This is a genomic window from Dyella choica, from assembly GCF_003977665.1.
Taxonomy (GTDB): Bacteria; Pseudomonadota; Gammaproteobacteria; order Xanthomonadales; family Rhodanobacteraceae; genus Dyella_B; species Dyella_B choica.
In genome coordinates this window covers 210929-235369 of the sequence record NZ_RYYV01000007.1, presented here as the reverse complement: position 1 = coordinate 235369, position 24441 = coordinate 210929, and the positions used below count along the sequence as shown (strand labels likewise).

Annotated in this window: 24 protein-coding genes; 8 read left to right on the top strand and 16 right to left on the bottom strand. The window is 62.5% G+C overall.

Annotated features, from left to right (window positions below; all coding sequences use genetic code 11):
- Positions 1-119 precede the first annotated feature (119 nt).
- Complete coding sequence (locus EKH80_RS11720; protein ID WP_126684939.1) at positions 120-947, bottom strand: hypothetical protein; 828 nt, start codon at positions 945-947, stop codon at positions 120-122.
- Between the two features lie 220 nt (positions 948-1167).
- Here EKH80_RS11720 and EKH80_RS11715 point away from each other — a divergent pair, with 220 nt between their 5' ends.
- Positions 1168-2139: a helix-turn-helix transcriptional regulator gene (locus EKH80_RS11715; protein ID WP_126684938.1), complete on the top strand. Its 972-nt coding sequence runs from the start codon at positions 1168-1170 to the stop codon at positions 2137-2139.
- A 26-nt stretch (positions 2140-2165) separates the two neighbouring features.
- Positions 2166-3107, top strand: a complete 942-nt coding sequence (locus EKH80_RS11710) for a patatin-like phospholipase family protein (RefSeq protein ID WP_126684937.1) — start codon at positions 2166-2168, stop codon at positions 3105-3107.
- Positions 3108-3132: 25 nt separating this feature from the next.
- On the opposite strand, the gene EKH80_RS11705 is transcribed toward EKH80_RS11710, so the two are convergent.
- The 9 genes from EKH80_RS11705 to xth form a co-directional block, all read right to left on the bottom strand.
- Positions 3133-3501, bottom strand: a complete 369-nt coding sequence (locus EKH80_RS11705; protein ID WP_126684936.1) for a DUF488 domain-containing protein — start codon at positions 3499-3501, stop codon at positions 3133-3135.
- Between the two features lie 71 nt (positions 3502-3572).
- Positions 3573-4289, bottom strand: a complete 717-nt coding sequence (locus tag EKH80_RS11700; protein WP_126684935.1) for a glycosyltransferase — start codon at positions 4287-4289, stop codon at positions 3573-3575.
- A gap of 101 nt (positions 4290-4390) precedes the next feature.
- Positions 4391-5269, bottom strand: a complete 879-nt coding sequence (locus tag EKH80_RS11695; protein ID WP_196240380.1) for a ParB/RepB/Spo0J family partition protein — start codon at positions 5267-5269, stop codon at positions 4391-4393.
- Positions 5270-5278: 9 nt separating this feature from the next.
- On the bottom strand, positions 5279-6130 hold the full coding sequence (locus EKH80_RS11690) for a ParA family protein (RefSeq protein WP_126684934.1): 852 nt from the start codon (positions 6128-6130) through the stop codon (positions 5279-5281).
- Between the two features lie 139 nt (positions 6131-6269).
- Positions 6270-6908: a 16S rRNA (guanine(527)-N(7))-methyltransferase RsmG gene (gene rsmG, locus EKH80_RS11685; protein ID WP_126684933.1), complete on the bottom strand. Its 639-nt coding sequence runs from the start codon at positions 6906-6908 to the stop codon at positions 6270-6272.
- A 137-nt stretch (positions 6909-7045) separates the two neighbouring features.
- Entirely contained in the window at positions 7046-7492 is a 447-nt protein-coding gene (locus tag EKH80_RS11680) for an SPFH domain-containing protein (RefSeq protein ID WP_230473632.1), read from the bottom strand.
- A 257-nt stretch (positions 7493-7749) separates the two neighbouring features.
- Positions 7750-8583, bottom strand: a complete 834-nt coding sequence (locus EKH80_RS11675; RefSeq protein ID WP_126684931.1) for a pirin family protein — start codon at positions 8581-8583, stop codon at positions 7750-7752.
- 141 nt (positions 8584-8724) lie between these two features.
- Positions 8725-9408, bottom strand: coding sequence for a YecA/YgfB family protein (locus EKH80_RS11670; RefSeq protein WP_126684930.1), 684 nt, complete (start codon positions 9406-9408; stop codon positions 8725-8727).
- Between the two features lie 2 nt (positions 9409-9410).
- On the bottom strand, positions 9411-10193 hold the full coding sequence (gene xth / locus EKH80_RS11665; protein WP_126684929.1) for an exodeoxyribonuclease III: 783 nt from the start codon (positions 10191-10193) through the stop codon (positions 9411-9413).
- A 127-nt stretch (positions 10194-10320) separates the two neighbouring features.
- On the opposite strand from xth, the gene EKH80_RS11660 reads away from it, so the two are divergent.
- From EKH80_RS11660 to EKH80_RS11635, 6 genes are all read left to right on the top strand, one after another.
- Positions 10321-12375, top strand: coding sequence for a S9 family peptidase (locus tag EKH80_RS11660; protein WP_126684928.1), 2055 nt, complete (start codon positions 10321-10323; stop codon positions 12373-12375).
- Positions 12376-12515: 140 nt separating this feature from the next.
- Positions 12516-13595, top strand: a complete 1080-nt coding sequence (locus tag EKH80_RS11655; RefSeq protein WP_126684927.1) for a PA0069 family radical SAM protein — start codon at positions 12516-12518, stop codon at positions 13593-13595.
- Between the two features lie 188 nt (positions 13596-13783).
- Positions 13784-14005, top strand: coding sequence for a hypothetical protein (locus EKH80_RS11650; RefSeq protein ID WP_126684926.1), 222 nt, complete (start codon positions 13784-13786; stop codon positions 14003-14005).
- Positions 14006-14133: 128 nt separating this feature from the next.
- Positions 14134-16074 carry an acetate--CoA ligase gene (gene acs / locus EKH80_RS11645; RefSeq protein ID WP_126684925.1) on the top strand — a complete coding sequence of 647 codons (1941 nt, stop codon included), beginning with the start codon at positions 14134-14136 and terminating at the stop codon, positions 16072-16074.
- 161 nt (positions 16075-16235) lie between these two features.
- Positions 16236-16880, top strand: coding sequence for a 4'-phosphopantetheinyl transferase family protein (locus EKH80_RS11640; protein ID WP_126684924.1), 645 nt, complete (start codon positions 16236-16238; stop codon positions 16878-16880).
- Positions 16881-16922: 42 nt separating this feature from the next.
- Entirely contained in the window at positions 16923-17666 is a 744-nt protein-coding gene (locus EKH80_RS11635) for a pyridoxine 5'-phosphate synthase (RefSeq protein ID WP_126684923.1), read from the top strand.
- A gap of 186 nt (positions 17667-17852) precedes the next feature.
- On the opposite strand, the gene EKH80_RS11630 is transcribed toward EKH80_RS11635, so the two are convergent.
- The 6 genes from EKH80_RS11630 to gyrB form a co-directional block, all read right to left on the bottom strand.
- A complete protein-coding gene (locus EKH80_RS11630; RefSeq protein WP_126684922.1) occupies positions 17853-18269 on the bottom strand; it encodes an ExbD/TolR family protein in 417 nt (138 codons plus the stop codon).
- Between the two features lie 6 nt (positions 18270-18275).
- Positions 18276-18701, bottom strand: coding sequence for an ExbD/TolR family protein (locus EKH80_RS11625; protein ID WP_126684921.1), 426 nt, complete (start codon positions 18699-18701; stop codon positions 18276-18278).
- Between the two features lie 11 nt (positions 18702-18712).
- A complete protein-coding gene (locus tag EKH80_RS11620) occupies positions 18713-19489 on the bottom strand; it encodes a MotA/TolQ/ExbB proton channel family protein (protein WP_196240379.1) in 777 nt (258 codons plus the stop codon).
- A gap of 47 nt (positions 19490-19536) precedes the next feature.
- Positions 19537-20196, bottom strand: a complete 660-nt coding sequence (locus tag EKH80_RS11615; protein WP_126684920.1) for an energy transducer TonB — start codon at positions 20194-20196, stop codon at positions 19537-19539.
- Between the two features lie 219 nt (positions 20197-20415).
- Complete coding sequence (locus EKH80_RS11610) at positions 20416-21714, bottom strand: tetratricopeptide repeat protein (protein WP_196240378.1); 1299 nt, start codon at positions 21712-21714, stop codon at positions 20416-20418.
- A 300-nt stretch (positions 21715-22014) separates the two neighbouring features.
- Positions 22015-24429 carry a DNA topoisomerase (ATP-hydrolyzing) subunit B gene (gene gyrB / locus EKH80_RS11605; protein ID WP_126684919.1) on the bottom strand — a complete coding sequence of 805 codons (2415 nt, stop codon included), beginning with the start codon at positions 24427-24429 and terminating at the stop codon, positions 22015-22017.
- Positions 24430-24441: the final 12 nt, after the last annotated feature.

Genomic DNA, 24441 nt, shown 5'->3' with positions numbered 1-24441 from the left:
TGGATCGTTCAATGTTAAAAAGCTGTTGGGGGACAGGCCACTTTAGCCGCCCGGCTTGAATCTTTGGTGAACATTTAGAGCGATCTTAGTGGCCGGGTCATGACAAACCCGGCGCGTGCTTAAGGGTGCGACAGGGCAAAGCGGCGCAAGGCAAAGTCGTAGAGCCATAGCTCCAGGCTCTTGCCAACGATGTAGGCAGCCGCCGCAAACGGCGCCAGCCAGCGACCCGCCGGTATGACGGAAACCAGCAGAAGGCTGAGGCAGGGGATGGCGCAGATGAGGGCAGCGGCCAGGAAGCGCCGCCATTGCAAGCCTGGCTGCGGTCGTTGTCGCCATTCGCCAAGACCGGATCCGCGCAGCGACTGCCAGCCCACGCCATCGACCAGGCCCAGCAGCATGGCCAGGAGCAGCAGGCTGATCACCCACGGCCAGGCATCTTCCCGGTCGATCGGCAGATCCGCCTGGAAGACCAGGCAGACCCACAGCCACAAGCCGCCCCCGTAGCAGGCCGAAAGCACACGGCTGATGGGCAGCTGGGCGGCCACGCCAGCCTGGTCGGCCAGGCGGCGCGTGCGATAGCCGTAGGCGCTGGTGATCAGGCAGCCCAGGCTGCCTAGCGCCAGCACCACGCTGACCGCGCGGGTGGCCCAGAATGCCTCGTTTCCCCGTGCCAGGCCGGCCAGGCCGAGCATGGGCAGGTAGGTTGCCAGGGCCAGCAAGGCCTCGCGGGTCGGCCGCTGCGTCTGGGCGATCCGCCAGCCATGCCATTCGGAGAATGCACGCAGGCGCAGGCAGGCGGCGAGCAGGCCGGCACTGACGAAGACACAGCCCAACGCCAGCGGTACCAAGGCCTCGCCGCGCCCGGGGCTGTACATGCCGAGGGCCAGCGACAGGCCGAGCAGCATCCACAGGCCATAGCCACATAAGGCCAGGACCTCCAGAAGCATGGGCGCCAGCCCCACTGGTGGAGGCATCGGGTCGCCGTTGACCGATTGCGTTGGATTGGGGGGCGTAACCATGTGGACCGGGGAAAGTCCTTGCGGAGCCTTTGATCTCTTCCTACGTGCCCGTCCTTCCGGCGACGTAGGAACAGTTCGGAGCTCCCTGACGCTTGCGGGCGTCACGTAGCATCTCCATGCTACACAAAACCCCCTGCTGAATGTCGACATGGATCGCTACGAGCGCATTCTCACCCTGCACCGTCTGTTGAAATCGGCCCATTACCCGGTGCCGCTGCCCCGGCTGATGGACGAGCTTGAATGCTCGCGCGCCACCCTTTACCGGGATATCGCCTTCCTGCGCGACGCACTGGGCGCCCCGATCGAGAGTGCGGGCGGCGAACATGCCGCGTTCCGCTATGAAGCCACCGAAGGCCAGCGGTTCGAACTGCCGGGCTTGTGGCTCACCTCGGATGAGCTGGCGGCCTTGCTGGCCTTGAACGAGTTGATCGGCCGCAGCGGGCCGGGCGTGCTGGCCGGCGCACTGGCGCCGTTCAAGGCGCGCATCGAGCATCTGCTGTCCGATCGCGCCAGCGGCAAGGCCTTGCCGGTGGAGCGCATCCGTGTGATTCCCTGGGGCGAACGCAAGCTGGACCAGCAGGTGTTCCGCATCACTGCCGGCGCGGTGCTGGACCGCAAGCAGCTGCGTTTCCTCTATCGCGCGCGCACCACCAACAACGAAAGCAAGCGCACGGTATCGCCGCAGCGGCTGACGCACTATCGCGACAACTGGTATCTGGACGCCTGGGATCACGACCGGGAGGCGTTGCGCAGCTTCGCGGTGGATCGCATAGCCGATCCGCATGCGCTGGAAGGAGGCGCCAACAACGTCGCCGAAAACGAGCTCAACGATCTGCTCGCTTCCAGCTATGGCATCTTCGCCGGCAAGCCGAAAGCCTGGGCCACCATTCGCTTTTCGGCGCACGCCGCGCGCTGGGTGGCCGACGAGCATTGGCATTCGCAGCAGAAGGGTACGTGGCTGCCGGATGGGCGCTACGAGCTGCAGCTGCCTTATTCCAATTCGCGCGAGTTGCTGATGGATGTCTTGAAATACGGACCGGATGCGGAGATCGCCGCGCCGCTGCCTTTGCGCGAGGAAATGAAGATCATGCTGCAGCTCGCGCTGACCGGCTACCAATAAATCGATACTTCGATATCGCGCCAGTCATGCCGTCCACCGAGATCCGACCGCCCGCCGGCAACAACGACACTCCGCGCAAGCCTAGCGTCGCCCTGGCGCTGGGTGCGGGGGGCGCAAAAGGCCTGGCGCATATCGGCGCCATCGAGGAACTTCAGGCGCAGGGCTTCAACATCGTCGCCATCGCCGGCTGCTCGATGGGCGCAATGATCGGCGGCATCCATGCGGCCGGCAAGCTGGACATCTATCGCGACTGGGTTTGCACGCTGGACAAGTTCGATGTGCTGAAGCTGGTGGACTGGTCGTTTTCTTTTGCCGGCGGCGGCCTGATCAAGGGCGAGAAAATCATCGGCACCATGCTCGAGCTGATCGGCGATGTGCGCATTGAAGATTTGCCGATCGCCTTTACCGCGGTCGCCACCGATCTCGAACGCGAGCGCGAAGTGTGGCTGGCACGAGGTTCGCTGTTCGATGCGGTGCGTGCGTCGATCGCCATTCCCACGCTGTTCCGCCCGCATACCGTCGACGGACGCCTGCTGGTGGACGGCGCCCTGCTCAATCCGGTGCCGGTCACGCCGCTGATCGGCAAGCCGGCCGATTACCTGATGGCGGTAAGCATCGACGGGCCGGCCGACGCGACGTTGCCGCTGGAGAATTCCGCCGGCAACGGCAAACCCAAGGGCGGCATCGGCCGCCTGTGGGAGCGGTTGCGGCCCTCTGCCGACCCGAAGGCGACGGAATCGGGCAAGCCACGCGAGCCGGGCGCGCTGGAACTGCTCGGGCAATCGATGGACCTGATGCAGGCCAATCTGTCGCGCCTGCGACTGGCGGCGTACCAGCCGGATCTGGTGGTGCAGCTGGCGCGCAATGTGTCGAGCGCGTATGAGTTCTATCGCGCGCGGGAGCTGATCGAACTGGGGCGGGACAGGATGCGCATGGCCTTGAAGGCGTGGCGTCCGCCGCCGCGGTAGGTGGGGTACAGACCCTCAACATGCATCAGCGCAGTCCGTTCACTTTCATCCAATTGTCCAGATACATCTTCAGCGCCACCGCCTGGTTGTGATCTTCATCCTTCGCGCCAAACAGCAGGGTCACCTGATGGCGCTCCGCACGCGTCACCAACTTCTGCCAGAACAACTTGTGCGAGTCGAGCTCGCTGGCGTAGCGATGGCGAAAGGACTCCCAGCATGCCGGATCATGGCCGAACCACTTGCGCAGGGCCGTGCTGGGAGCCAGTTCCTTCGCCCATAAATCCAGCGCGGCGTCTTCCTTTTTCAGGCCGCGTGGCCAGATACGGTCCACCAGCACGCGATAACCATCCGACTTGTCGATGGGTTCATAGACACGTTTGACGGCGATGCTCACGGATACCCTCCCGAGGGGTGCCACGTCAGTCAAGCATACGCCGGCGCTATTCCCAGAATGTGATCCGGTTCTTAAAGCTCTTGGACTCTTGTGACCTTCGCCCGGCGCATCAGCCAGGCGACGCCGCGCAGGTCGGCAATGCCAACCCACAGGCGATCGAGCATGCCGTACTTGGATTTGCCGGCCGTGCGCGGGCGATGTCCGACCGGCACGCTCTGGCTGTCGAAGCCGGCGCGCTTAACCAGGGCCGGCAGGTAGCGGTGCATGTGATCGAAGTACGGCAGGCGCAGGAAGACCTCGCGCTCGAACAGCTTCAGGCCGCAACCCGTGTCCGGCGTCGCATCGCGCAGCATGCGCGAGCGCACGGCATTGGCGATCTTGGAGGAGATGCGTTTATTGAAACTGTCGCGCCGCGTAGTACGCCAGCCGGCGAGCAGTTTTACGTTCCGCCCGGCCGTATCGCGCGCCGCCAGCAGCTTGGGAATGTCGGCCGGATCGTTCTGGCCATCGCCGTCGAGCGTGGCCACCCACGGGGAATGCGCGGCATGCACGCCGTTCCATACCGCCGTGCTCTGGCCGCTGCGCGTAACGTGGTGCAGCACGCGCAGCTCCGGGTAGCTGGCCTTCTGCGCCTGCAGGATCGCGCGGCTGTCGTCGCTGGAATCGTCGTCGACGTACACGATCTCGAAATCCACCTTGCCACGCAAGGCAGCAGCGATTTCGGCCAGCAGAGGGGGAATGTTGTCGCGTTCGTTGAAGACGGGCACGACGACGGAAAGTTGCGGCATGACTTGAAACCAGGAGTGATTGAAGAGGAGCGGGTTTTGAGGGAAAGCTAAAGAGAACGGCGAGAGGGGCGATGAACAGGCTTCCTCTCGGTGCTTACGTCTCACCCCTCTCGCTTGATTTTGGAAAGAATTCCATCCAGCTCGTCATTGCTGTGGTAATGGATCACCAGCTTGCCGCGGCCGCCGCGGCCGTGCGCCACTTCCACCTTGGTGGCAAAGCGTTCGCCCAGTTCGCGCTCCAGCGCGTCGATGTTCGGATCGCGCGCCGGCGCACTCTTGGCCTTGCCCTTGGGCGCGGTCTGCGCCTTGCGGGCGGCGTCTTCGAGTTCGCGCACGCTCCAGCTGTGGCGCGCCGCTTCCAATGCCAGCGACTCGGCCTGGTATTCGGGCAGGGTGAGCAGGCAGCGGGCATGCCCCATTTCCAGCTTGCCGTCGTCCAGCAGTCGCTTGATCGACGCCGGCAGGTCGATCAGGCGCAGCATGTTGGAAACTGCAGCGCGCGAACGGCCCACGGCGTCGGCAGCCTGCTGGTGCGTGAGATCGAAATCGTCGATCAGGCGCTTGATCGCGTCGGCCTCTTCCAGCGGCGTGAGGTCCTGGCGCTGGATGTTTTCGATCAGCGCCATCGCCGGCACGGCGACTTCGGGCACGTCCTTCACCAGCGCGGGAATCTCGCTGAGCTGCGCCCGTTGCGCAGCGCGCCAGCGACGCTCGCCGGCGATCAGCTCGTAGCTGTTCTTGCCGAGCGCGCGCACCACCACCGGTTGGATCAGGCCCTGCGCGCGAATCGAGGCGGCCAGTTCGTCCAGCGCTTCGTCGTTCCAGTGACGGCGCGGCTGGTATTTGCCGGGCTGGATGTACTGGATGGGCAGCGCGCGCAGTTCGCCTTCCTGCTCGATCACCGAGGGTGCGCCGGTCTCGCCGCCGCCAAGCAGGGCGTCGAGCCCGCGCCCCAATCCACGTTTCTTCGCGGCAGACATGCTTGCGTGTTACTCCTGATCCAGGTGGGCCGAGGCCTCGACCGACTCCTCGGGGGAGTCGCCGTGCATGGCGTGCAGTGCCGCCACCGCCGCCTGCGAGCCGCGTTCGCGACGAATGATTTCGCCGGCCAGGCCGATGTAGGCGATCGCACCACGCGAACTGCGGTCGTAGAGATGGATCGGCTGGCCATGGCTGGGCGCCTCGGCGAGGCGCACGTTGCGCGGAATGATCGAACGCAGCACCTTATCGCCGAAATGCTGGGTGAGCTGCGCGGAAACTTCGTTGCCGAGGTTGTTGCGCACATCGTACATGGTGCGCAGCAGGCCTTCGATTTCCAGCTGCGGATTCAGGTGCTGGCGCACGGCTTTGACCGTGTCGAGCAAACTGGAAAGACCTTCCAGCGCAAAGTATTCGCACTGCACCGGGATCAGCAGGCTGGTTGCCGCAGTAAGCGCGTTGACGGTGAGCAGATGCAGGGTGGGCGGGCAGTCGATCAGGACGATGTCGTACTTGCCGTCGACTTTCGCCAGCTGCTCCTTGAGCCGGTTCTCGCGCGCCAGCGCGTCCATCAGCTTCAACTCGGCGGCGGTCAGATCGCCGTTGCCCGGCAGTAAGTCGTAATGCGCTTCGGTGGTGACGATGGCCTGCTCGATCGCCGCTTCGGCCAGCAGCACTTCGCAGCCGCTGGGCGAGGCTTCATGCTTGTCCACGCCCGATGCCATGGTCGCGTTGCCCTGCGGGTCGAGATCGACCAGCAGCACTTTGCGCTTCGCCGCAGCGAGCGCCGCGGCGAGATTGACAGCGGTAGTGGTCTTGCCGACGCCACCTTTCTGGTTGGCGACAGCGATGATACGGGCCATGTCTCGTCCGGTACCGTGGATGGGGTTCGAAAAGGACGGCTAGATTAGCAGGAAGGGGGCGGCAAGGCCTGATGAAAGGAGCCTCTGAGCCCTTCCTGCGTGTCCGTCACCGCACTGTAGGAAGGGCTCAGAGGCTCCTTTAGGCTTTTGCACGCTCCAGGACGACCAGATGACGCTCCGCCGCCCCCAGTCCCGGTACGGTCAGCGCGTGGACGCCGCGCAGGGCAAAGGCAGGGGGAATGCCGGCAAGCTCTTCGTCCGGCGTCTTGCCCTTCATCGCCAGCCACACCCCGCCCGGCGCCAGCAGATGTCCACCCCAGGCCAGCATGTCCGCCAGGCTGGCGAAGGCGCGCGCGGTAATGCAATCGAAACGGCCTTCCACCTCTTCCACGCGCGATTGCAGGGCGCGCACGCCTTCCAATTTCAGCGCACGAATGGCTTCGCGCAGAAAGCGCACCTTCTTGCCGTTCGAATCCACCAATAGCAGTTGCCGGCCCGGCGCGGCAATTGCCAGCGGAATTCCCGGCAGGCCAGGACCGGTACCGAGGTCGGCCAGGGTTTCGCCCCGCACGTGGGGCAGGATGGCCAGGGAATCGAGCAGATGCCGCGTCACCATCTCGGCCGGATTGCGGATTGCGGTGAGGTTGTAGGCCGCGTTCCAGCGCTCCAGCAGGGCGAGGTAGTCGAGCAGGCGCGGCACGGCATCGGCCGGCAGGGCCAAACCTAGCGCGGCAATGCCCTGTTCGAGCTGGATTTGCAGGGCGGAGCGGTCGGTCATCGCGATGCCTTGGGATGCGGGGAGGCCGCGCAGTATCCCTTTGAATTTCGGATAAAAGAAGACCCGCCGCAGCGGGTCAAGCTTTCAGATTCCCCTGGGCCGGCGCTTCTTGGGCAACCTGGCCGGATCGGTTTAGCTTAGGCCGCCGCGTCCAGTTCCACGCGGGTGACCATCACGCCGCGCGCGCGCAGCTGCTGGTTGAGGTTGCTCTTGAGGCGGGTAGCGACTTCGCGGCGCTGCTGGCCGGCTTCTGTTTCGGTTTGCAGCGCCTGCTCCACGCCGCTACGGATGAGCTGATCGGCCGTTTCGATCACCGCATCGACGCGCTCGGGTTCCAGCACCTGCCAGTAGATCGTGCCTTGCACGGGGATGGCTTCGGCAAAGGAGGCATCGAAACGCAGCAGGCGACCACCGAGATCGATCCGATGGCCGACGCGGTCGAGCAGGGGCAGCACCACGTGGGTACCCGGCTGCAGCAGACGCACCGGCTTGCCGTAGCGATAAAGACTGTGGACTTGCCCGACCGGGACACGCTTCACCGCCACGGCGGCCAGCGCGAGAACCACGAAGATGGTGAAAGTCATGATAGTCATAGTCTTTTAAAACAACTAGTTAACTACGGTTTCTAAAAACTTTACGGAAGGACATTCTACAGGCGTATGTCGAAACCCGGATTAATGTCAATTTAACGCCGCGAATTCCGTTCCCGCAAGCCCCTTTCGTCAGCAAATCTTTAACTTGCTGGCGTGGAAGCTGATGCATCGTCCGTGCCCCGAAACGCAAATCGCCCCGCCGATAGGCTTATCGGCGGGGCGATGTTTTCGCTTGAGTGGAGCAGTTCTCAGAATTTGCCGGCGCGGAAGTCGGCAATGGCCTCGTGGATCTGTTCCGGCGTGTTCATCACGAACGGACCGTAGCGCGCGACCGGTTCATTGAGGGGCTGACCGGCCACCAAAAGCACACGAGCGGGGCCTTCGCGGCCAGCAATACGCACGTTGCTCCCCTGCGACAGCACTGCCAGTTCGCTACGAGCAAGCTTCTCGCCGGCCACCTGGGCATCGTTGCCGTCGAAAACATAGGCAAAAGCGTGATGCGATTCCGGTAATGGGACGTCGATGGCCGCGCCGGCTTCCACGGCAATGTCCAGATACACCGGAGCGGTGACAATTCCCGACACCGGACCGGCTACGTCACCGAAATGGCCGGCAATGACCTTGAGCGTCACTCCGGCGACCGGATTCACAACCGGAATGTGTTCCGGATCAATATCTTGGTAGCGGGGCTCGGTCATTTTTTGCGCGGCAGGCAGATTCACCCACAACTGGAAACCCCACATCAGGCCGTTTTCCTGCTGCGGCATTTCCGAATGCAGGATGCCGCGGCCGGCGGTCATCCATTGCACGCTGCCGGGTCTGAGATCACCCCGGTTGCCGTGGTTGTCGCCATGCTGCATATGGCCGGCCAGCATGTAGGTGACGGTTTCGAAGCCGCGATGCGGATGCTCCGGAAAACCGGCGAGATAGTCGCCCGCTTGATCCGAGCGGAATTCGTCCAGCAGCAGGAACGGATCGAGCATGTCCAGCCCTGGCTGGCCGATGATGCGCTTGAGCTTCACGCCCGCACCGTCGGAAGTATCGCTGCCGCGGATGCGGCGAAGGATGCGGCGTTCGGCCATGGTGTACTCCCATCAGAAAAATCTGACGCCCATGATGGTCGTGCCGGAGTGTAGGCCCAAGTAGGGCGAAAAGAACGGACTGTTTCGGGAAATGGACGTAGCGACGTAGGCCGGGATGGTGATCCCGGCCTACGAAACCATTCAGTGCACCCAATGCCCGCTGCGCTGCCGCGGCGGTGGCTGCTGCTCGGTCCTGGCCTCGGTCGCTTGATGCAGCGCATCGATTTCCGCTTCGGTGGCGGGATGTTCGAACCAATAGTGATTGACCGCCGCCAGCACTGCAGGCAGCTGCGCGAGGCAGTCGTCGTATTCATCGTCGGTGAGCTTTTCGAACTCGGCTTCGGCGCTCAGGATGCCTTCGTCCACGGCCAGGGCCATCACCGGGCCGAGCATTTCCATCAACGGCGGATCATCGGCCAGGCGCTTTTCCCACAGCGACGCGCGCAGATCGATGCCGCGACTGAAGCCTTCGCACCATCCGGCCGCCGAAAGCGCAGGACCGGCTTCGCTATCGACCTCGCCGAGAATCGGTTCATAGGCATCCACATCGAGCTCGGCGCTGATCGAATCGTTCAGTTTGGCCAGCAGCGCCAGCACGCGATTGCCTTCGGTTTCATCGACAAACGGTTCGTGCAGCACTTCGGGCAGCCACTCTTCGGGCAGCACCTGGGTGGGCCCCACGGCCAGGGCGCTCAGCAGGCCATGCACGCCATCGAGCAGCAGATGGCCTTCGTTTTCCTGGGCGTGCGCGCGCAGGTAAGCGTCGAGCTCGTCTAGTTCGCCATCGTCCAGCGAACTGGGCCAGTTGGTCTTGGTATCGCTCATCATCATTCAATATCCAGTTCTACCATGACTGGAGTGTGGTCGGAGGGCCTTTCCCAGCGCCGCGGTTCGCGGTCGATAGTGGCAGCCCTGGCCGAAGATTTCAGGGCATCGCCAAGCAGGATCAAGTCGATGCGCAAGCCATTGTTGCGCCGGAACGCGCCCTGCCGGTAGTCCCACCAGCTGAAATGGCCGCCCGCTTGTTCAAACAGCCGAAAGCTGTCGTGCAAGCCCATGTCCGTCAAGGCTTTCAAGGCCGCGCGCTCGGGCGGGGAACACAGGATGTCTTCGCCCCAGGCAACCGGGTCGTGGACGTCACGGTCATCAGGAGCGATGTTGAAGTCGCCCAGTACCACCAGCCTCGGATGGCGGCGGATTTCTTCGGCGAGGAAATCCCGCACGCGTTCGAGCCAGTGGAGCTTATAGGCGTACTTCTCATCGCCCACCGCCTTGCCGTTCACCACATAGAGATCGACCACGCGCACGCTGCCGATCGTGGCGGCCAGTATGCGCCGCTGCGGGTCGTCCAGACCCGGAATATCCGTGACCACGTCAGCGAAGCTCAAGCCCTGGTCGCTACGCGCCAGGATCGCCACGCCGTTGTAGGTTTTCTGCCCGGCGTAGACCGCCTGGTAGCCGGCGGCGGCCAGCTCGTCGACCGGAAACTTGGCATCTTCCAGCTTGGTTTCCTGCAGCGCCACCACGTCCGGGCGCGCGTCGGCCAGCCACTGGGTGAGGTGCGGAATGCGCACCTTCAGCGAGTTCACGTTCCATGAGGCGATTTTCATGGGCACGGATTGTACGGGATGAAGATGACGCAGACAGTCCGGCGGGCCCGGGCCGTGCCTTCATGCACATGGGTCAGGACGGCCCGGCTGCTAGCGTTGGGGCCTTTCCGCGTCTAGGGGACGCCTCGTGTTCAAGTCATCTCGTCTGTTGCTGCCCATGCTGGCGGCTTTGCTGGCTCCAGCCGTGCTGCTGGCCGATACCCATAGCGCCGCCGATCCGCGCATCGAAACGCTGCTCGGACAATTGGGTAAAGTACGCCAGATCAGGGAAGTGGCGCTGTCACCGGATGGGCATCAGCTTGCCTGGGTGGTGGAAACCCAGGACAAGCCGGGCATCATGCTGGCCGATGCGGATGGCAAGAATGCGCACAGTGTCGGCCTGGCCACGAAACCGGGCACCTGCAGCGAAAACAGCCTGGCATGGGCGCCGGATTCGCGACATCTGGCTTTTCTTTCCAACTGTGCCGGCGGCAAGACCGGTGCGGGCGACCACCAGCAGGCTGACATTTATGTGCTCGATGCGCAGGCGCCAGCCAAACCTGCGCGCCTGTCCAACCTCAACGGTTTTGTGCAAGCCCTGACCTGGTCGCCGGACGGCAAGACATTGGCCTTCCTGTATGTGGAAGGCGGCACGCGCCAAGCCAGCGCACTGGCAGCCGCCAAACCGGCGATAGGCGAGATCGGCGTGGAAGGCGTCGAAGTGCAACGCATTGCAACCTTGCCGGCACAAGGCGGCAGCTTGCAGCAAGTGACGCCGGCCGACAGCCATGTCTACGAATTCGCCTGGGCGCCGGATGGCGCGCGCCTTGCCTATGTAGCCGCGCCGCCACCAGGAGACAACAACTGGTGGATCTCCCAGCTTTATGTCCAGGCCGCGCAGCCGAACGCATCGCGTAGCGCGATAGTCGACCCGAACACGCTGAGCGGCCCGTTGCACGGTTTGCAGATGGCCGTGCCGCGCTGGTCGCCGGATGGTTCGCGGATCGCCTTCATCGGCGGCCTGATGAGCGACCAGGGCTTCACGGGCGGCGATATCTATGCTGTTTCAGCCTCCGGCGGCAGTCCGGTCCAGCTTACGCCAGGCATTCACGTCACGCCTTCGTGGTTTGCATGGCAGTCGCCGCAATCGCTGCTGGTCGATCAGATCAGCAATGGCACGGCGCAGTTGGCGGAGTATTCGGTGGACGCCCACCAGGCGCAGCAGCAACGTGTGCTGTTCACAGCGCCGGGTTATATCGGCGATGGCAGCGCGATACTCGGACTTTCGTTCTCGGCCGATCATCGCCAGGTAGCGTTTGCACAGTCCTCTTTCGAGATGGCGCCGGAGGTGTATGCCGGCCCCGTTGGCAATGCCATGCCACGCACTGTCACCGCCATCAACGCGGAACTGAAACCGAGTTGGGGCAAGACCGAATCGGTCGAATGGGACAACGATGGCTTCCACGTTCAAGGCTGGCTTTTGTATCCGGCCCATTACGATCCCAGCAAGCGCTATCCGATGATCGTCAACGTGCATGGGGGCCCTTCCGGTGCCGAGATGCAGCGTTGGCCTTCGGTTGGTTACGGCGCCGTGCCGTTTTCCGCCCTGGGCTACTTCGTGTTCATGCCCAATCCGCGTGGCAGCTACGGACAGGGCGAGGCTTTCGTGCAGGCCAATCGCAAGGATTTCGGCTATGGTGACCTGCGCGACACGCTGGCCGGCGTGGATGCGGTGGAAAAGAAAGTCCCGGTCGACGACCACCGCCTGGGGCTGACCGGCTGGAGCTATGGCGGTTTCATGAGCATGTTCGCGCCCACGCAAACGCAGCGTTTTCGTGCCGTGGTCGCCGGCGCCGGCATCGCCAACTGGCAGAGCTATTACGGGCAAAATCTGATCGACCAATGGATGATTCCGTTCTTCGGCGCTTCCGTGTACGGCGATCCGGCCGTCTACGCGAAGAGTTCGGCGATCAACTTCATCAAGCAAGTGAAGACACCCACGTTGATCGTGGTAGGCGAACGCGACGCGGAATGCCCGGCACCGCAATCGTTCGAGTACTGGCATGCCTTGCACACACTGGGTGTACCCACGTCGTTGGTGGTGTATCCGAACGAAGGGCATCACTTCTACAACCCCGTCAATCAGCGCGATGTGCTGCAGCGGGCGCTGAACTGGTTTGGGGAGTATCTGCCGCCTCAATAGACCGCCTGGGCGGCGGCATCTGGGGATCGTGCTTGCGTAGGCGACAAGTTGTTGGGTCTTCTATCCACGTCGCCTTGTAAAGCGGCCGATGCGCCGAGCGTGTCGCGCACAACGAGACAGCGCGGTCGCATCATAGGCAGATGTCCAAGCTTCCCACTCCTACTGCCTTCAAGGGCCGCGGTGCGCTCAGCAATCCGGAGGGCCGTTTCGAATCCACCCAGGCTGTCGCAGAAGACGACGGGTGGTATAGGGAGGAGGCCGCCGAACGCCCCGGGACGGAGGTGCGCGAGGAAATCGCGCGCTCCGTGATCAGCCGGAACGACTCGCCGGATGTCGGGTTTTCGCAAGCCATCAATCCCTATAGAGGATGCGAGCACGGGTGCGTGTACTGCTATGCACGGCCTTCCCATGCCTATCTCAATCTCTCGCCAGGCCTGGACTTCGAGACCAAGCTGTCGGTCAAGACCAACCTTGTCGAGGTCCTGCGCAAGGAACTGGCCAAGCCCGGCTACACCTGCTCTCCGATCAACATCGGAAGCAATACCGATGTCTATCAGCCGATCGAGAAATCATGGCGACTGACGCGCGCCGCGCTGGAACTGCTGGGCGAGTGCAATCATCCATGTACGATCGTGACCAAGAATGCGCTGATCGAGCGCGACCTGGATCTTCTCGTGTCCATGGCGCAGCGTCGTCTCGTCCACGTTTTCATCTCCATCAACTCACTGGACAATCGGCTGGCGTCCAAGCTCGAACCCCGCGCCTCCGCACCGCACCGGCGACTGCAAACGGTGCGAACCCTGCACGATGCCGGCGTACCGGTAGGCGTGCTTGTTGCCCCCATCATTCCAGCGCTCAATGAGCGTGATCTGGAGGAAATCATTGAACGGGCCGCGACCAACGGTGCACACTCTGTCGGCTACACCTGTATTCGGCTGCCTCACGAGCTCAAGCAACTGTTCCGCGAATGGCTGGACCAACACTATCCCGATCGGGCCTCCCACATCATGAGCTTGATCCAGCAAATGAACGGCGGCAAAGACTACGACAGCCATTTCGCCACGCGCATGCATGGCCAAGGCGTCTTTGCTGACATCATCCACAAGCGGGTGCTGGTCGCGGCGCGCAAGGCCGGTCTCGATAAGGCATGGACTGAAACACTGGATACGTCCAAGTTCAATCCGTGTCGGGCACCATCGCCCCAAGGCGAGCTTTTCTAGCCTCGCTTTCCTTAGCTTGGAAGTCTCAGGGTCGGATTGCTTTTTCAGGCGCCAGCCGGAACGGGCAGCCCGACCCAGGAGTGGCCCCGCCCAGGGTGGCGAGGGCCAGCCGGTGGAGGGGATCGCAGTTCAGCCCAGGAAACGCCGGTAGGATGGAACCGTTTCGGGGGGAAATGCAGAGGCCTGTCATGCGCTGGCTATTGCTGTTCGCGACGCTGTTGTCGTGGGTGCTTTGCTTCACTCGGCATGGCCCAGGCGCGATGGCCTGCTGGCTGTTCGCCGGCATCGCCGGTGCGATCGCCACCGTGCTTGGTTTTGCGCAGGCGCGCATCAAGGCGAACGCGCGGCCGGAGACCATGCTCGACGTGACGGCTATGCGTAAACAGCGTGACAAGCCCCCGCAGGCCTGATTGCCGCAACGCAGTCTTTGCCGGTTCAGCCATCCAAACGCTACACTCGGGCGGGTGACACCGCGGAGCGGTGTCAAGCGGTCATTTACTGGTTGTGCTCCCGGCAGACCGGCGAGCAGGAGGCTGACATGTCAAAGATTTATCCGGTCGATCCTACTTTTGCCGCCAACGCGCACCTTCGCAAGGCTGATTACGAAAAGTTATATGCCGAATCCGTGAAGGATCCCGAAGGTTTCTGGGGCCGCATCGGCGAGAGGCTGGAGTGGACGAAGAAGCCCAGCCGTATCCGCGACGTTTCCTTCGATCCGCGGGACTTGCACATCCGCTGGTATGACGACGGCGAGCTCAACGTATCGGCCAACTGCCTGGATCGCCATCTGGCCACCCGCGGCGACAAGACCGCCATCATCTTCGAAGGCGACGATCCTTCCGAATCACGCCGCATCAGCTATCGGGAGCTGCATGCGGAAGTGTGCAAATTCGCCAACACGCTGAAGCATCTGGGCGTAGGCAAGGGCGATCGCGTCGCCATCTACATGCCGATGATTCCCGAGGCGGCGGTGGCGATGCTGGCTTGCGCGCGCATCGGCGCGATCCATTCGGTGGTTTTCGGCGGCTTCTCGCCCGATTCGCTCGCTGGCCGCATCGCCGATTCCACCGCCAAGGTAGTGGTGACGGCGGACGAGGGCCTGCGCGGCGGCAAGAAGATTCCGCTCAAGGCGAACGTCGATGCGGCCCTGCAACGGCCCGGCACCAACAGCGTGGAAACCGTGATCGTGGTGCGCCGCACGGGCTCGGCGGTGGCGATGCAGTCGCCGCGCGATCGCTATTACCACGCGCTGATGGAAGGGCAGTCGGCGGATTGCCCGGCCGAGCCGATGGAAGCGGAACACCCGCTGTTCATCCTTTACACCTCCGGCTCCACCGGCAAGCCCAAGGGCGTCCTGCATACCTCGGGCGGCTACCTGGTCTACGCCAGTTTCACGCACGAGCTGGTGTTCGACCTGCGCGAGGACGACGTCTATTGGTGCACGGCCGATGTGGGCTGGGTTACCGGGCACAGCTATGTGGTCTACGGTCCGCTTGCCAATGGCGCAACCACCTTGATGTTCGACGGCGTGCCGAATTACCCGGATTTCGGCCGCTTCTGGCAGGTCGTGGACAAACACAAAGTGAGCTTGTTCTACACCGCGCCGACGGCCATTCGTGCGCTGATGCGCGAAGGCGAAGCCCCGGTGAAGAAGTGGTCGCGCGCCAGCCTGCGCCTGCTCGGCTCGGTGGGTGAACCGATCAATCCGGAAGCGTGGGAGTGGTACTACCGCGTGGTGGGCGACGAGCGCTGCCCGATCGTGGATACCTGGTGGCAGACCGAAACGGGCGGCATCCTGATCACACCGTTGGCCGGCGCCATCGATACCAAACCCGGTTCGGCCACCTTGCCGTTCTTCGGCGTCCAACCGGCCGTGGTTGACGCCACCGGCACCGTGCTGGAAGGACCGGCGGAAGGCAATCTGCTGATCACCGATTCCTGGCCGGGCCAGATGCGCACCGTGTACGGCGATCACGAGCGTTTCATCGAAACCTATTTCAAGGCTTATCCCGGCAACTACTTCACCGGCGACGGCGTGCGTCGCGATGAAGACGGTTATTACTGGATCACCGGGCGCGTCGACGACGTGATCAACGTTTCCGGCCACCGCATCGGCACCGCCGAAGTGGAAAGCGCATTGGTGGCGCATCCCAAAGTCGCCGAAGCGGCGGTGGTCGGCTGCCCGCACGAGATCAAGGGCCAGGGCATCTATGCCTTCGTGACGCTCGTTGCCGGCGAACAGGGCAGCGAGGAACTGCGCAAGGAACTGGTGGCGTGGGTGCGCAAGGAAATCGGTCCGATCGCCACGCCTGATTACCTGCAGTGGGCGCCGGGCCTGCCGAAGACGCGCTCGGGCAAGATCATGCGCCGCATCCTGCGCAAGATCGGCGAGAACCAGCCTGACCAGCTCGGCGATATTTCCACATTGGCCGATCCGACCGTGGTGAAGAACCTGGTGGATGAGCGCTTGATACGCTGAGTGGCCGCTTGCTTCGACTTACGCCGGGGGCCTCGTAGGCGGGGATGGCAATCCCAGCATTGCGCAGGTTGCATGCATGTCAATGCTGGGTTCGCAACCCAGCCTACGAATTGGGATTCCGGTGCTTGTATCGCGCCATGACCTTCCGGCAGCATGCGCGCATGCGAACGAGCCTGGGCCAGGATGTCGCCGGCATCGCGGCCGGATTGGGCAAAGATCAGATCCACGTGTGGCGGCTCGGCTACGACCGGGACCACCGGCGGGCGCCTTTGTGCGCACTGCTGGGTAGCTATCTTGGTTTGCCGGCCAGTGCGGTGACGCTGGTGGAAGGAGAGCATGGCCGGCCGGAACTCGCCGAACCCTGGGGCCGCCAACTGCAATTCAACTGGTCGCACACGGGAAAGGCGGCGCTGGTCGCGATAGCGCGCGATTGCTCGCCGGGCGTCGATATCGAGCGGCTGCGTCCGCGTCCACGAGCGATGCAGCTCGCCGAACGTTACTTTCACCCGGAAGAAACCGTGGCGTTGGCCAAGCTGGACGAGTCGCAGCGCGAGCAGGCTTTTCTGCAACTCTGGACGGCGAAGGAGGCGGTGCTCAAGGCCATGGGTCGCGGCATCGCGTTCGGCCTGGAGCGTCTGAGGCTGGCGGTAGCACCGGCTTCACCCGGCCTGCTCTGGCTGGATGGAGACGATGCTACGCAATGGCAGCTTCATCCCTTATCGCCGGATATCGGGCATGTCGCCAGCGTTGCCTGGCGGGGATCGGCGCGAGAGTTGGCATGTTGGACACTTGCCGACAGCGGCTGATCGGAGCACTGTGTCCGGCCCACGCTTTGGTCTTCGTTCTCCATGACCCTGCTCAGCGTCAATCTCAACAAGATCGCCGTACTGCGCAACTCGCGCGGCGGCAACGAACCTGATATTGCCCGCGCCGTAGTGACCTGTATCGAAGCAGGCTGCGGCGGCATCACCGTGCATCCGCGTCCCGATCAGCGTCACGTGAGACCGGACGACGTGCGCCTGCTCGCCAGCATCCTGCGGGGACGCGTCGAGTACAACATCGAGGGCAATCCCTTTGCGGCACCACGCGGTGAATATCCCGGACTGATCGCGCTGGCTCGCGAAGTACGCCCGACCCAGGTAACCCTCGTGCCCGACAGCGACGGGCAGATCACCTCGGATCATGGCTTCGACCTGGCGCAGGATGCCGAACGCCTGCGTCCCCTGGTGGCCCAGTTCCTCGAGCTTGGTTGCAGGGTGAGCCTGTTCGTCGATCCGGGTGCCACCGGTTTCGAGCACGTAGTGGCATTGGGCGTACAGCGCGTGGAAATCTATACCGGCCCTTATGCGCAAGCCTTCGCGGATGGGGATGCGAAGGAGCAGCTGGAACTGTGCGTGGATACGGCACGCCGCGCGCAACAGGCTGGCCTGGCGGTGAACGCAGGCCATGATCTGAGCCAGGCGAACCTGGGTACCTTGCGGGCCGCCATTCCCGGATTGGCCGAGGTGTCCATCGGACATGCGTTGATTGGCGAAGCGTTATATGAAGGGCTTGCCAATGCAGTGCGTAACTACCTGCAGATTCTTCGCTGACGTATGGCCGTCTAGACGGCTATAAATTTTGTAGGCTGGGATGGCAATCCCAGCGTCTTCTGCGCTTTATGTGGCCGGGATTGTCTTCCCGGCATGCACGCAAACAGAAACCCCCGCTTGCGCGGGGGTTCTGTGGGTAACGCCTGGGGCAACGGTTGAACTGTTCCGATTCAACCGTTACTTTTTTTACTGCCCGCTTTCGGTGAAGCCGATCTTGTTCAAGTTATAGCTCTTCGCGTCAGCCAGCACGCGTGCGACAACCTGGTAAGGCACCTGATCGGCCGCATCGATCTGCACTTCCGGCTGATCCGCTTCGGCCTTCGTCGCAATGATCGCGATCTGCGTCTTCAACTGCTGCTCGTCCACCGGCGTGTCGTTCCAGTAGAACGCACCGCCCTGGTCGATCTTCAGATGAATCGGCTCCGGCGGATTGCTTGGCGGTATCACGTTCGGATTCGGCTGAGGCAAATCGATCTTGACCTTGTGGGTCAGGATCGGCGCCGTGATCATGAAGATGATCAGCAGCACCAGCATCACGTCGACCAGCGGCGTGACGTTGATGTCCGCCATCGGGCCCTTACCGCCACCTGTACTAAATGCCATGGCGCATCACTCCTTGCCGGTCGTCATGAAGCCGACGTGGACCAGACCGGATTCCTTGGCGTCGCCAAGGGCCTTACGGACCGCTTTGAACTCAGCATCGTGCGCTGCGCGAATCTGCAGCTCGGGCTGAGGCGAATGTTGCGCCAAAGCCTGCAACTGGGCCTTCAGTTCCGCATCGGTAAGCGGATTCTGATTGTCCTGGAAGTACATGCTGCCGTCCGCCTTGATCGCAAGATCCACGACCTCGGGCGGAGGGGTGTTCTCCTGCTGGTGAGGATTTGCCGTCGGCAGCTTTACCGTGATCCGGTGCGACATCAGCGGTGCTGTGATCATGAAGATGATCAACAGCACCAGCATCACGTCGACCAGCGGCGTGACGTTGATCTCCGACATCGGCGCGCCGGACTCGGATCCTCCGGTGCTCATCGCCATGGGTCAATACCTCACTTCTGAGATTGAGCAACGCCTTCGACGCGCGCACCGGTAGCGAAGAAGTCGTGCAGGTCATGCGCGAATTCGTCGAAACGGGCGTAGGTCAGGCGGTTGGAACGGGTGAAGAAGTTGAACGCGAGCACGGCCGGAATAGCCACGAACAGACCGAACGCGGTCATGATCAGGGCTTCACCCACGGGACCCGCCACCGCTTCCATCGAAGCATTACCGGAAGCCGCGATACGGATCAGGGCGTGGTAGATGCCCCACACGGTACCGAGCAAACCGATGAACGGTGCGGACGAACCGACGGTGGCGAGCAGCGTCATGCCGCCTTCCAGACGCAAGCTTTCGCGGGCAACGGCCTGGCGCAGGGCGCGATCGATGAATTCCGAACGGCTCAGCGATTCGGCCAGGCGACCGCCGCCAGCAGAGGCCTGCTGGTGGTGGGCCACTGCGGAGGCCGCGTCCAGAGCGATCTTCGAGAAGGGTTCGCCCTTGGGCTGGGCTTCCAGCTCGCGAATCGCGTCTTGCGTGGAGTTGTTGGCCCAGAAGCCGTTGATCACGCCATCGGCGCGGCTACGGACCATAGCGTTGCGGATGGCGTTGGCGACGATGAAGTACCAGGAGGAGAACGACATCACCACCAGCACGACGAACACGATCCAGCCGAGCGGATCGAAGTGGTGGATGAGGTCGCCGAAGCCCATCTGTTGCATGGCCTGGGCATTGGCATTGCCACCCAGAGCCGGAGCGGCATCGGTCGGAGCAGGAGTCTGTTGGAACATAAGCGCTACCCTTGGAAGTCAGGCGTGAACTGTAACTGTAATGGGGACTACAGCTGGTTAAGGTTGAAGGTGATCGGAATATCTACCGTCGATTCGACCGGCTTACCGTTCTTGATTTCAGCGTTGAAGTGGACCTTCTGGACCGATTCCATCGCTGCACGATCAAGCTCGCGGAAACCACTGCTTTGCTTGACCGTGACACTCTTCGGAGTGCCGTCGATACCGACGACGACCTCGAGGATAACCGTACCCTCGTGCCGCTGGCGGATAGCCTGCGGCGGATACTTCGGCTGCAGCTTGTCGCGGTAAGAGGGGTCCACGCCAGCCTTGATATCCGCAGGCGGTGCCGGCGGAGCGGGCGGAGCAGGCGGCGGCGACGGAGCCGGATTGTTGGACGGCTCTTCCACGGCCGGCGGCGGCGCCGGCGGCGGCGGATTCGGCGGCGGTATCACCTGCTTGACGACTTTCGGCGGCGGCTGCTTAGGCGGCTCCGGCGGCGGCGGCGGCGGCGGGGGAGGCGGCGGCGGCGGCTCGATGAAGTTCACCTGCACGATCTTTTCTTTCTGAACTTCAGCCGTTTTGGGCGGCGCTGCGGGCGCGATCAGGATCAGGAACGCAAATCCATGCAGCGCGATGGCTACCGCCAGCGCCCATGTGCGCCCCCAACTGAACGGCTTAGCGCCGGTATCTTGGTTACTTGAGGCCATCTGTCGCTTTCAATCAGGAGCTAGTAATGGGGAAAGACGTGGTCGCAGCAGCCACCGGCAAAGTCCGCTCCCCTAGGGGTGACATTTGCCACTGGACAACGCGGGAAAAGTCCAACGGTACAACAGCACATGGCGTTTGTATAGCTTTTGTGTAGGCGAAAGATGACAAACTTATAGACGTCCATCTGGTCGGCCAAACACATTCGCCAGGATGCTTTTTCAACCGCCAATATTGGCTTGTTTCAGCCACTTCTGGGCCTGAGCCTTGGTTTCCGGGTCCTTCTCGGCTTCCAGCACTGCTTCGGCAGCACCAGCCTTGTCCTTTAGGCCAACGTTTGCCTGGGCGAGCGCCATGTAGGCCTTGCCCTTGTGCTTCACGCCCTTGTTGATGGCTTGTTGCAGCAGCTGCTTGGCCTTGCTGTTTTCGTTCTGCGAAATCAGTGCAACGCCTGCTTTGTAGGCAGGCTCACCGTCACTCGCCAACGGAACAGCCTTCTCATACGCAGCGGCTGCAGCACCTGCGTCGCCACCGATCATGTGCGCGTCACCCATCAGCAGATAGTTTTCCACTGTGGACTTCACGACGCCCTTGCTCATGCCATCCTGCAGCGCCTGCACAGCTTTGTCGGTGAGCGGGCCCGGATCCTGCGTGCTTTGATCCTGCGCCTTGTTCATGTACAGCTTGGCCAGCGTCACGTAGTCGCTCTCCGTGGTGAGCAAACCCTTCGCTTTGGCATCTTCCATCAGCTTCAACGCGTCATCGTACTTGTTCATCTGGATGTCCAGACTCAGCGCGTTGTGGAAACTGGTGGGATCGGTAGGTGTTGCCGCAACCTGCTGCTTGGCGATCTCGGCCGCCTTGTCCTTTTGGCCGGAGTCGTTGTACGCGAGCATCAGCAATTGGTTCCAGCGCGGATCCGGCTTGTCCGTCATCGTCTGCGCTTTCTTGATGGCAGTGATCGATTCGGGATATTTCTGCATGCGGTAATAGGCTTCACCTTCCAGCGCGTAGGACTCGGGCGTTTCCTTCTTGCCCTCGCTACGCCACTTCTCGACTTCGTCGATTGCCGGCTGGTACTGCTGGTTGAGCAAGTAGAACGTGGCCAGTTCGTATTCGAGCTGGAAGTACGCATCGTTCGGCATGATGCCGTTGTCGAGCGCATGCTTGAGCAGATCGATGCCACCCGGCAGATCGTTGTTCGTCGCGTGCACGCGGGCCAGGCCCTGCTGCGCCATCGCTTGAACGTATTTGCTCTTGCTGTTGTCGATCAGCGGTTGCAGCAACTGCGTCGCTTGATCCTTGTCGTTCGCCTGCGCGGCATCGAGTCCCTTGTTGAGCGCTTCCTGCTCTTTCTTGTCGGTCAGATCCAGCTTCGGTTCTTTGCGGGTCGCATTGGGGTATAGCGGAGCCGCTTTCTGCTGGTCGCCTGACGACTTGTCGCTTGCTAGCGCCGGAGTGCTTGCCAACATCAACGCAAACGCTGCGCCGGCCAGCATCTTCAGGGAAGCATGTTTCATGGCGTTCCTCAAAATGAAAGGAGTCGGTTTTCACGCACGAGCTGTGCGGGGGATCACTGAGATTAACCTGAGCTTGCTACCGATAACAAGCTGCATTGCCGCATTAAAGTTTCTTTAAAATCAAATGCTTATGGTATTACAGCCATACGCCGCCGCATTGTGGGCTAAAAAGTGTCCCGCGCAGACACGAGGATCGAGCGACCATGGTGACGATCATGTGTAGGGTTGTGTTGATGTGCTAATGCATTAGTGCGATGGACCGCATCGAGGCGCCGCGAGCCGCAGCGCCTGGATGTCGGATCAGATGTCGAGGTTCGCCACTTTCAGCGCGTTGGCTTCGATGAAATCGCGACGCGGTTCGACCGCTTCGCCCATCAGCATGGAGAACATCTGGTCGGCGGCGATGGCATCCTCGACTCCGACCTGCAGCATGCGGCGCGTCTCCGGATTGACCGTGGTTTCCCACAGCTGCTCCGGGTTCATTTCGCCCAGGCCCTTGAAGCGCTGGATAGTGCGGCCTTTCTTCGCTTCTTCCAGCAACCAGCTGCGCACGTCGCCAAAACGCAGCACGCCACGTGTTGCGTTACCACGGCGGATCACGGCATCGGTCTGGATCAATCCGGCCAGGTGCTGGCTGATGGTGTGGATCGGACGGAATTCCGAGCCCGCAAAGAACGGCTGCGGCAGCAGCCAAGTGTGGCTGAGCCCATGTTGTTCGCGCACGACCTCGATCGCCGCCGGCTGTTCGCCGTGGGCGCTCCGGAACGCCAAGCGATATCGGGGTTTGCCCAGCCCGCTCGAGGCGAGGTGGCGGCTGAGTCCATCCAGCCAATCCTGCATCGCAGCCGCTTCTTCCCAGTGACGTGGTTCGATCGGCGCGTGCTCGACCATGGCGGTGAGCACGTTGGCATCGAACCGATGGCCGAGGCGTTCGATCTGGTCCAGCGCCACCTGGTAATCGCGCAGCAGCTTTTCCAGCGCCTCACCTGTGATCGGCGGTGCGGCAGTGCTGTACGCCAGCTCGGCATTGTCCACCGCGCTGGAAATCAGGTAGGCGTTGAGGGCGGCATCGTCCTTCAGATACAACTCCTGCTTGCCCTGTTTGAGCTTGTAGAGCGGCGGCAGGCCGATGTAGACGTGACCGCGCTCGATCAGGTCCGGCATCTGGCGGTAGAAGAAGGTCAACAGCAGCGTGCGGATATGCGAGCCGTCCACGTCCGCGTCGGTCATGATGATGATGCGGTGGTAGCGCAGCTTGTCGGGGTTGTAGTCCTCTTTGCCGATGCCGGTGCCAAGGGCGGTGATCAGCGTGCCGACTTCGGCGGAGGAAAGCATTTTGTCGAAGCGTGCCTTTTCCACGTTGAGGATTTTGCCCTTCAAGGGCAGTACCGCCTGCGTCCTGCGGTTGCGGCCTTGCTTGGCAGAGCCGCCGGCGGAGTCACCCTCGACCAGGAACAATTCGCACAGGGAAGGATCCTTTTCCTGGCAGTCAGCCAACTTACCCGGCAGGCCCGCGATGTCCAGGGCGCCCTTGCGGCGAGTCATTTCGCGCGCCTTGCGGGCCGCTTCGCGCGCACGGGCGGCATCCACCACCTTGACGGCGATGGCCTTGGCTTCGTTGGGGTGTTCGAGCAGGAAGTCCCCGAGCTTTTCGTAGACCACCTGCTCCACCACCGTCTTGACCTCGGACGAAACCAGCTTGTCCTTGGTCTGGGAGGAGAATTTCGGGTCCGGCACCTTCACCGACAGCACCGCAATCAGGCCTTCGCGCATGTCGTCGCCGGACAGCGTGACCTTGGCGTTCTTGGCCAGGCCTTCCTTCTCGATATAGGCCTGGATGGCGCGGGTCAGCGCAGCACGGAAACCGGTCAGGTGCGTACCGCCGTCGCGCTGCGGGATGTTGTTGGTGAAGCAGAACATGGTCTCCTGGTAGGAGTCCGTCCATTGCATCGCGAGGTCGACGGTGATCGCGTCCTGCATGGCGGTGAGGCTGATGACGTTCGGGTGCAGCGCGGTCTTGAGCTGCGCCAGATGTTGCACGAAGGACTTGATGCCACCCTCGTAGGCAAATGTATCGTGGCGCCCTTCCCCACGCTCATCGTACAAGTCGATGCTGACGCCGGAGTTGAGGAACGCCAGCTCGCGCAGGCGCTTGGCCAGGATTTCGTAGTGGAATTCGATGTTGGAGAAGGTTTGCGGGCTGGGCAGGAAGCGCACGGTGGTGCCACGCTTCTCGGAAGAACCGACCTGCTTCACCGGATACTGGGGTTCGCCCAGCTTGTATTCCTGCTGGTATTCGTGCCCGTCGCGGTAGATCGTCAGCCAGAGGTGGTCGCTGAGCGCGTTCACCACCGACACGCCCACACCGTGCAAGCCACCCGACACTTTGTAGGAGTTCGCGTCGAATTTGCCGCCGGCATGCAGCACCGTCATGACCACTTCCGCGGTGGAGCGGCCCTCTTCCGGGTGGATGGAAACCGGAATGCCGCGGCCATTGTCCTGCACGCTGACCGAACCATCGTCATGGATGGTTACGATGACGTGGTCGCAATAGCCAGCCAAGGCTTCGTCGATGGAGTTGTCGACGACTTCGAACACCATGTGATGGAGGCCGGTGCCGTCATCGGTGTCGCCGATGTACATGCCAGGGCGCTTGCGCACCGCTTCGAGGCCTTTGAGTACCTTGATGCTGTCCGAATCGTAGGATGCGTTCATGCAATAACCATG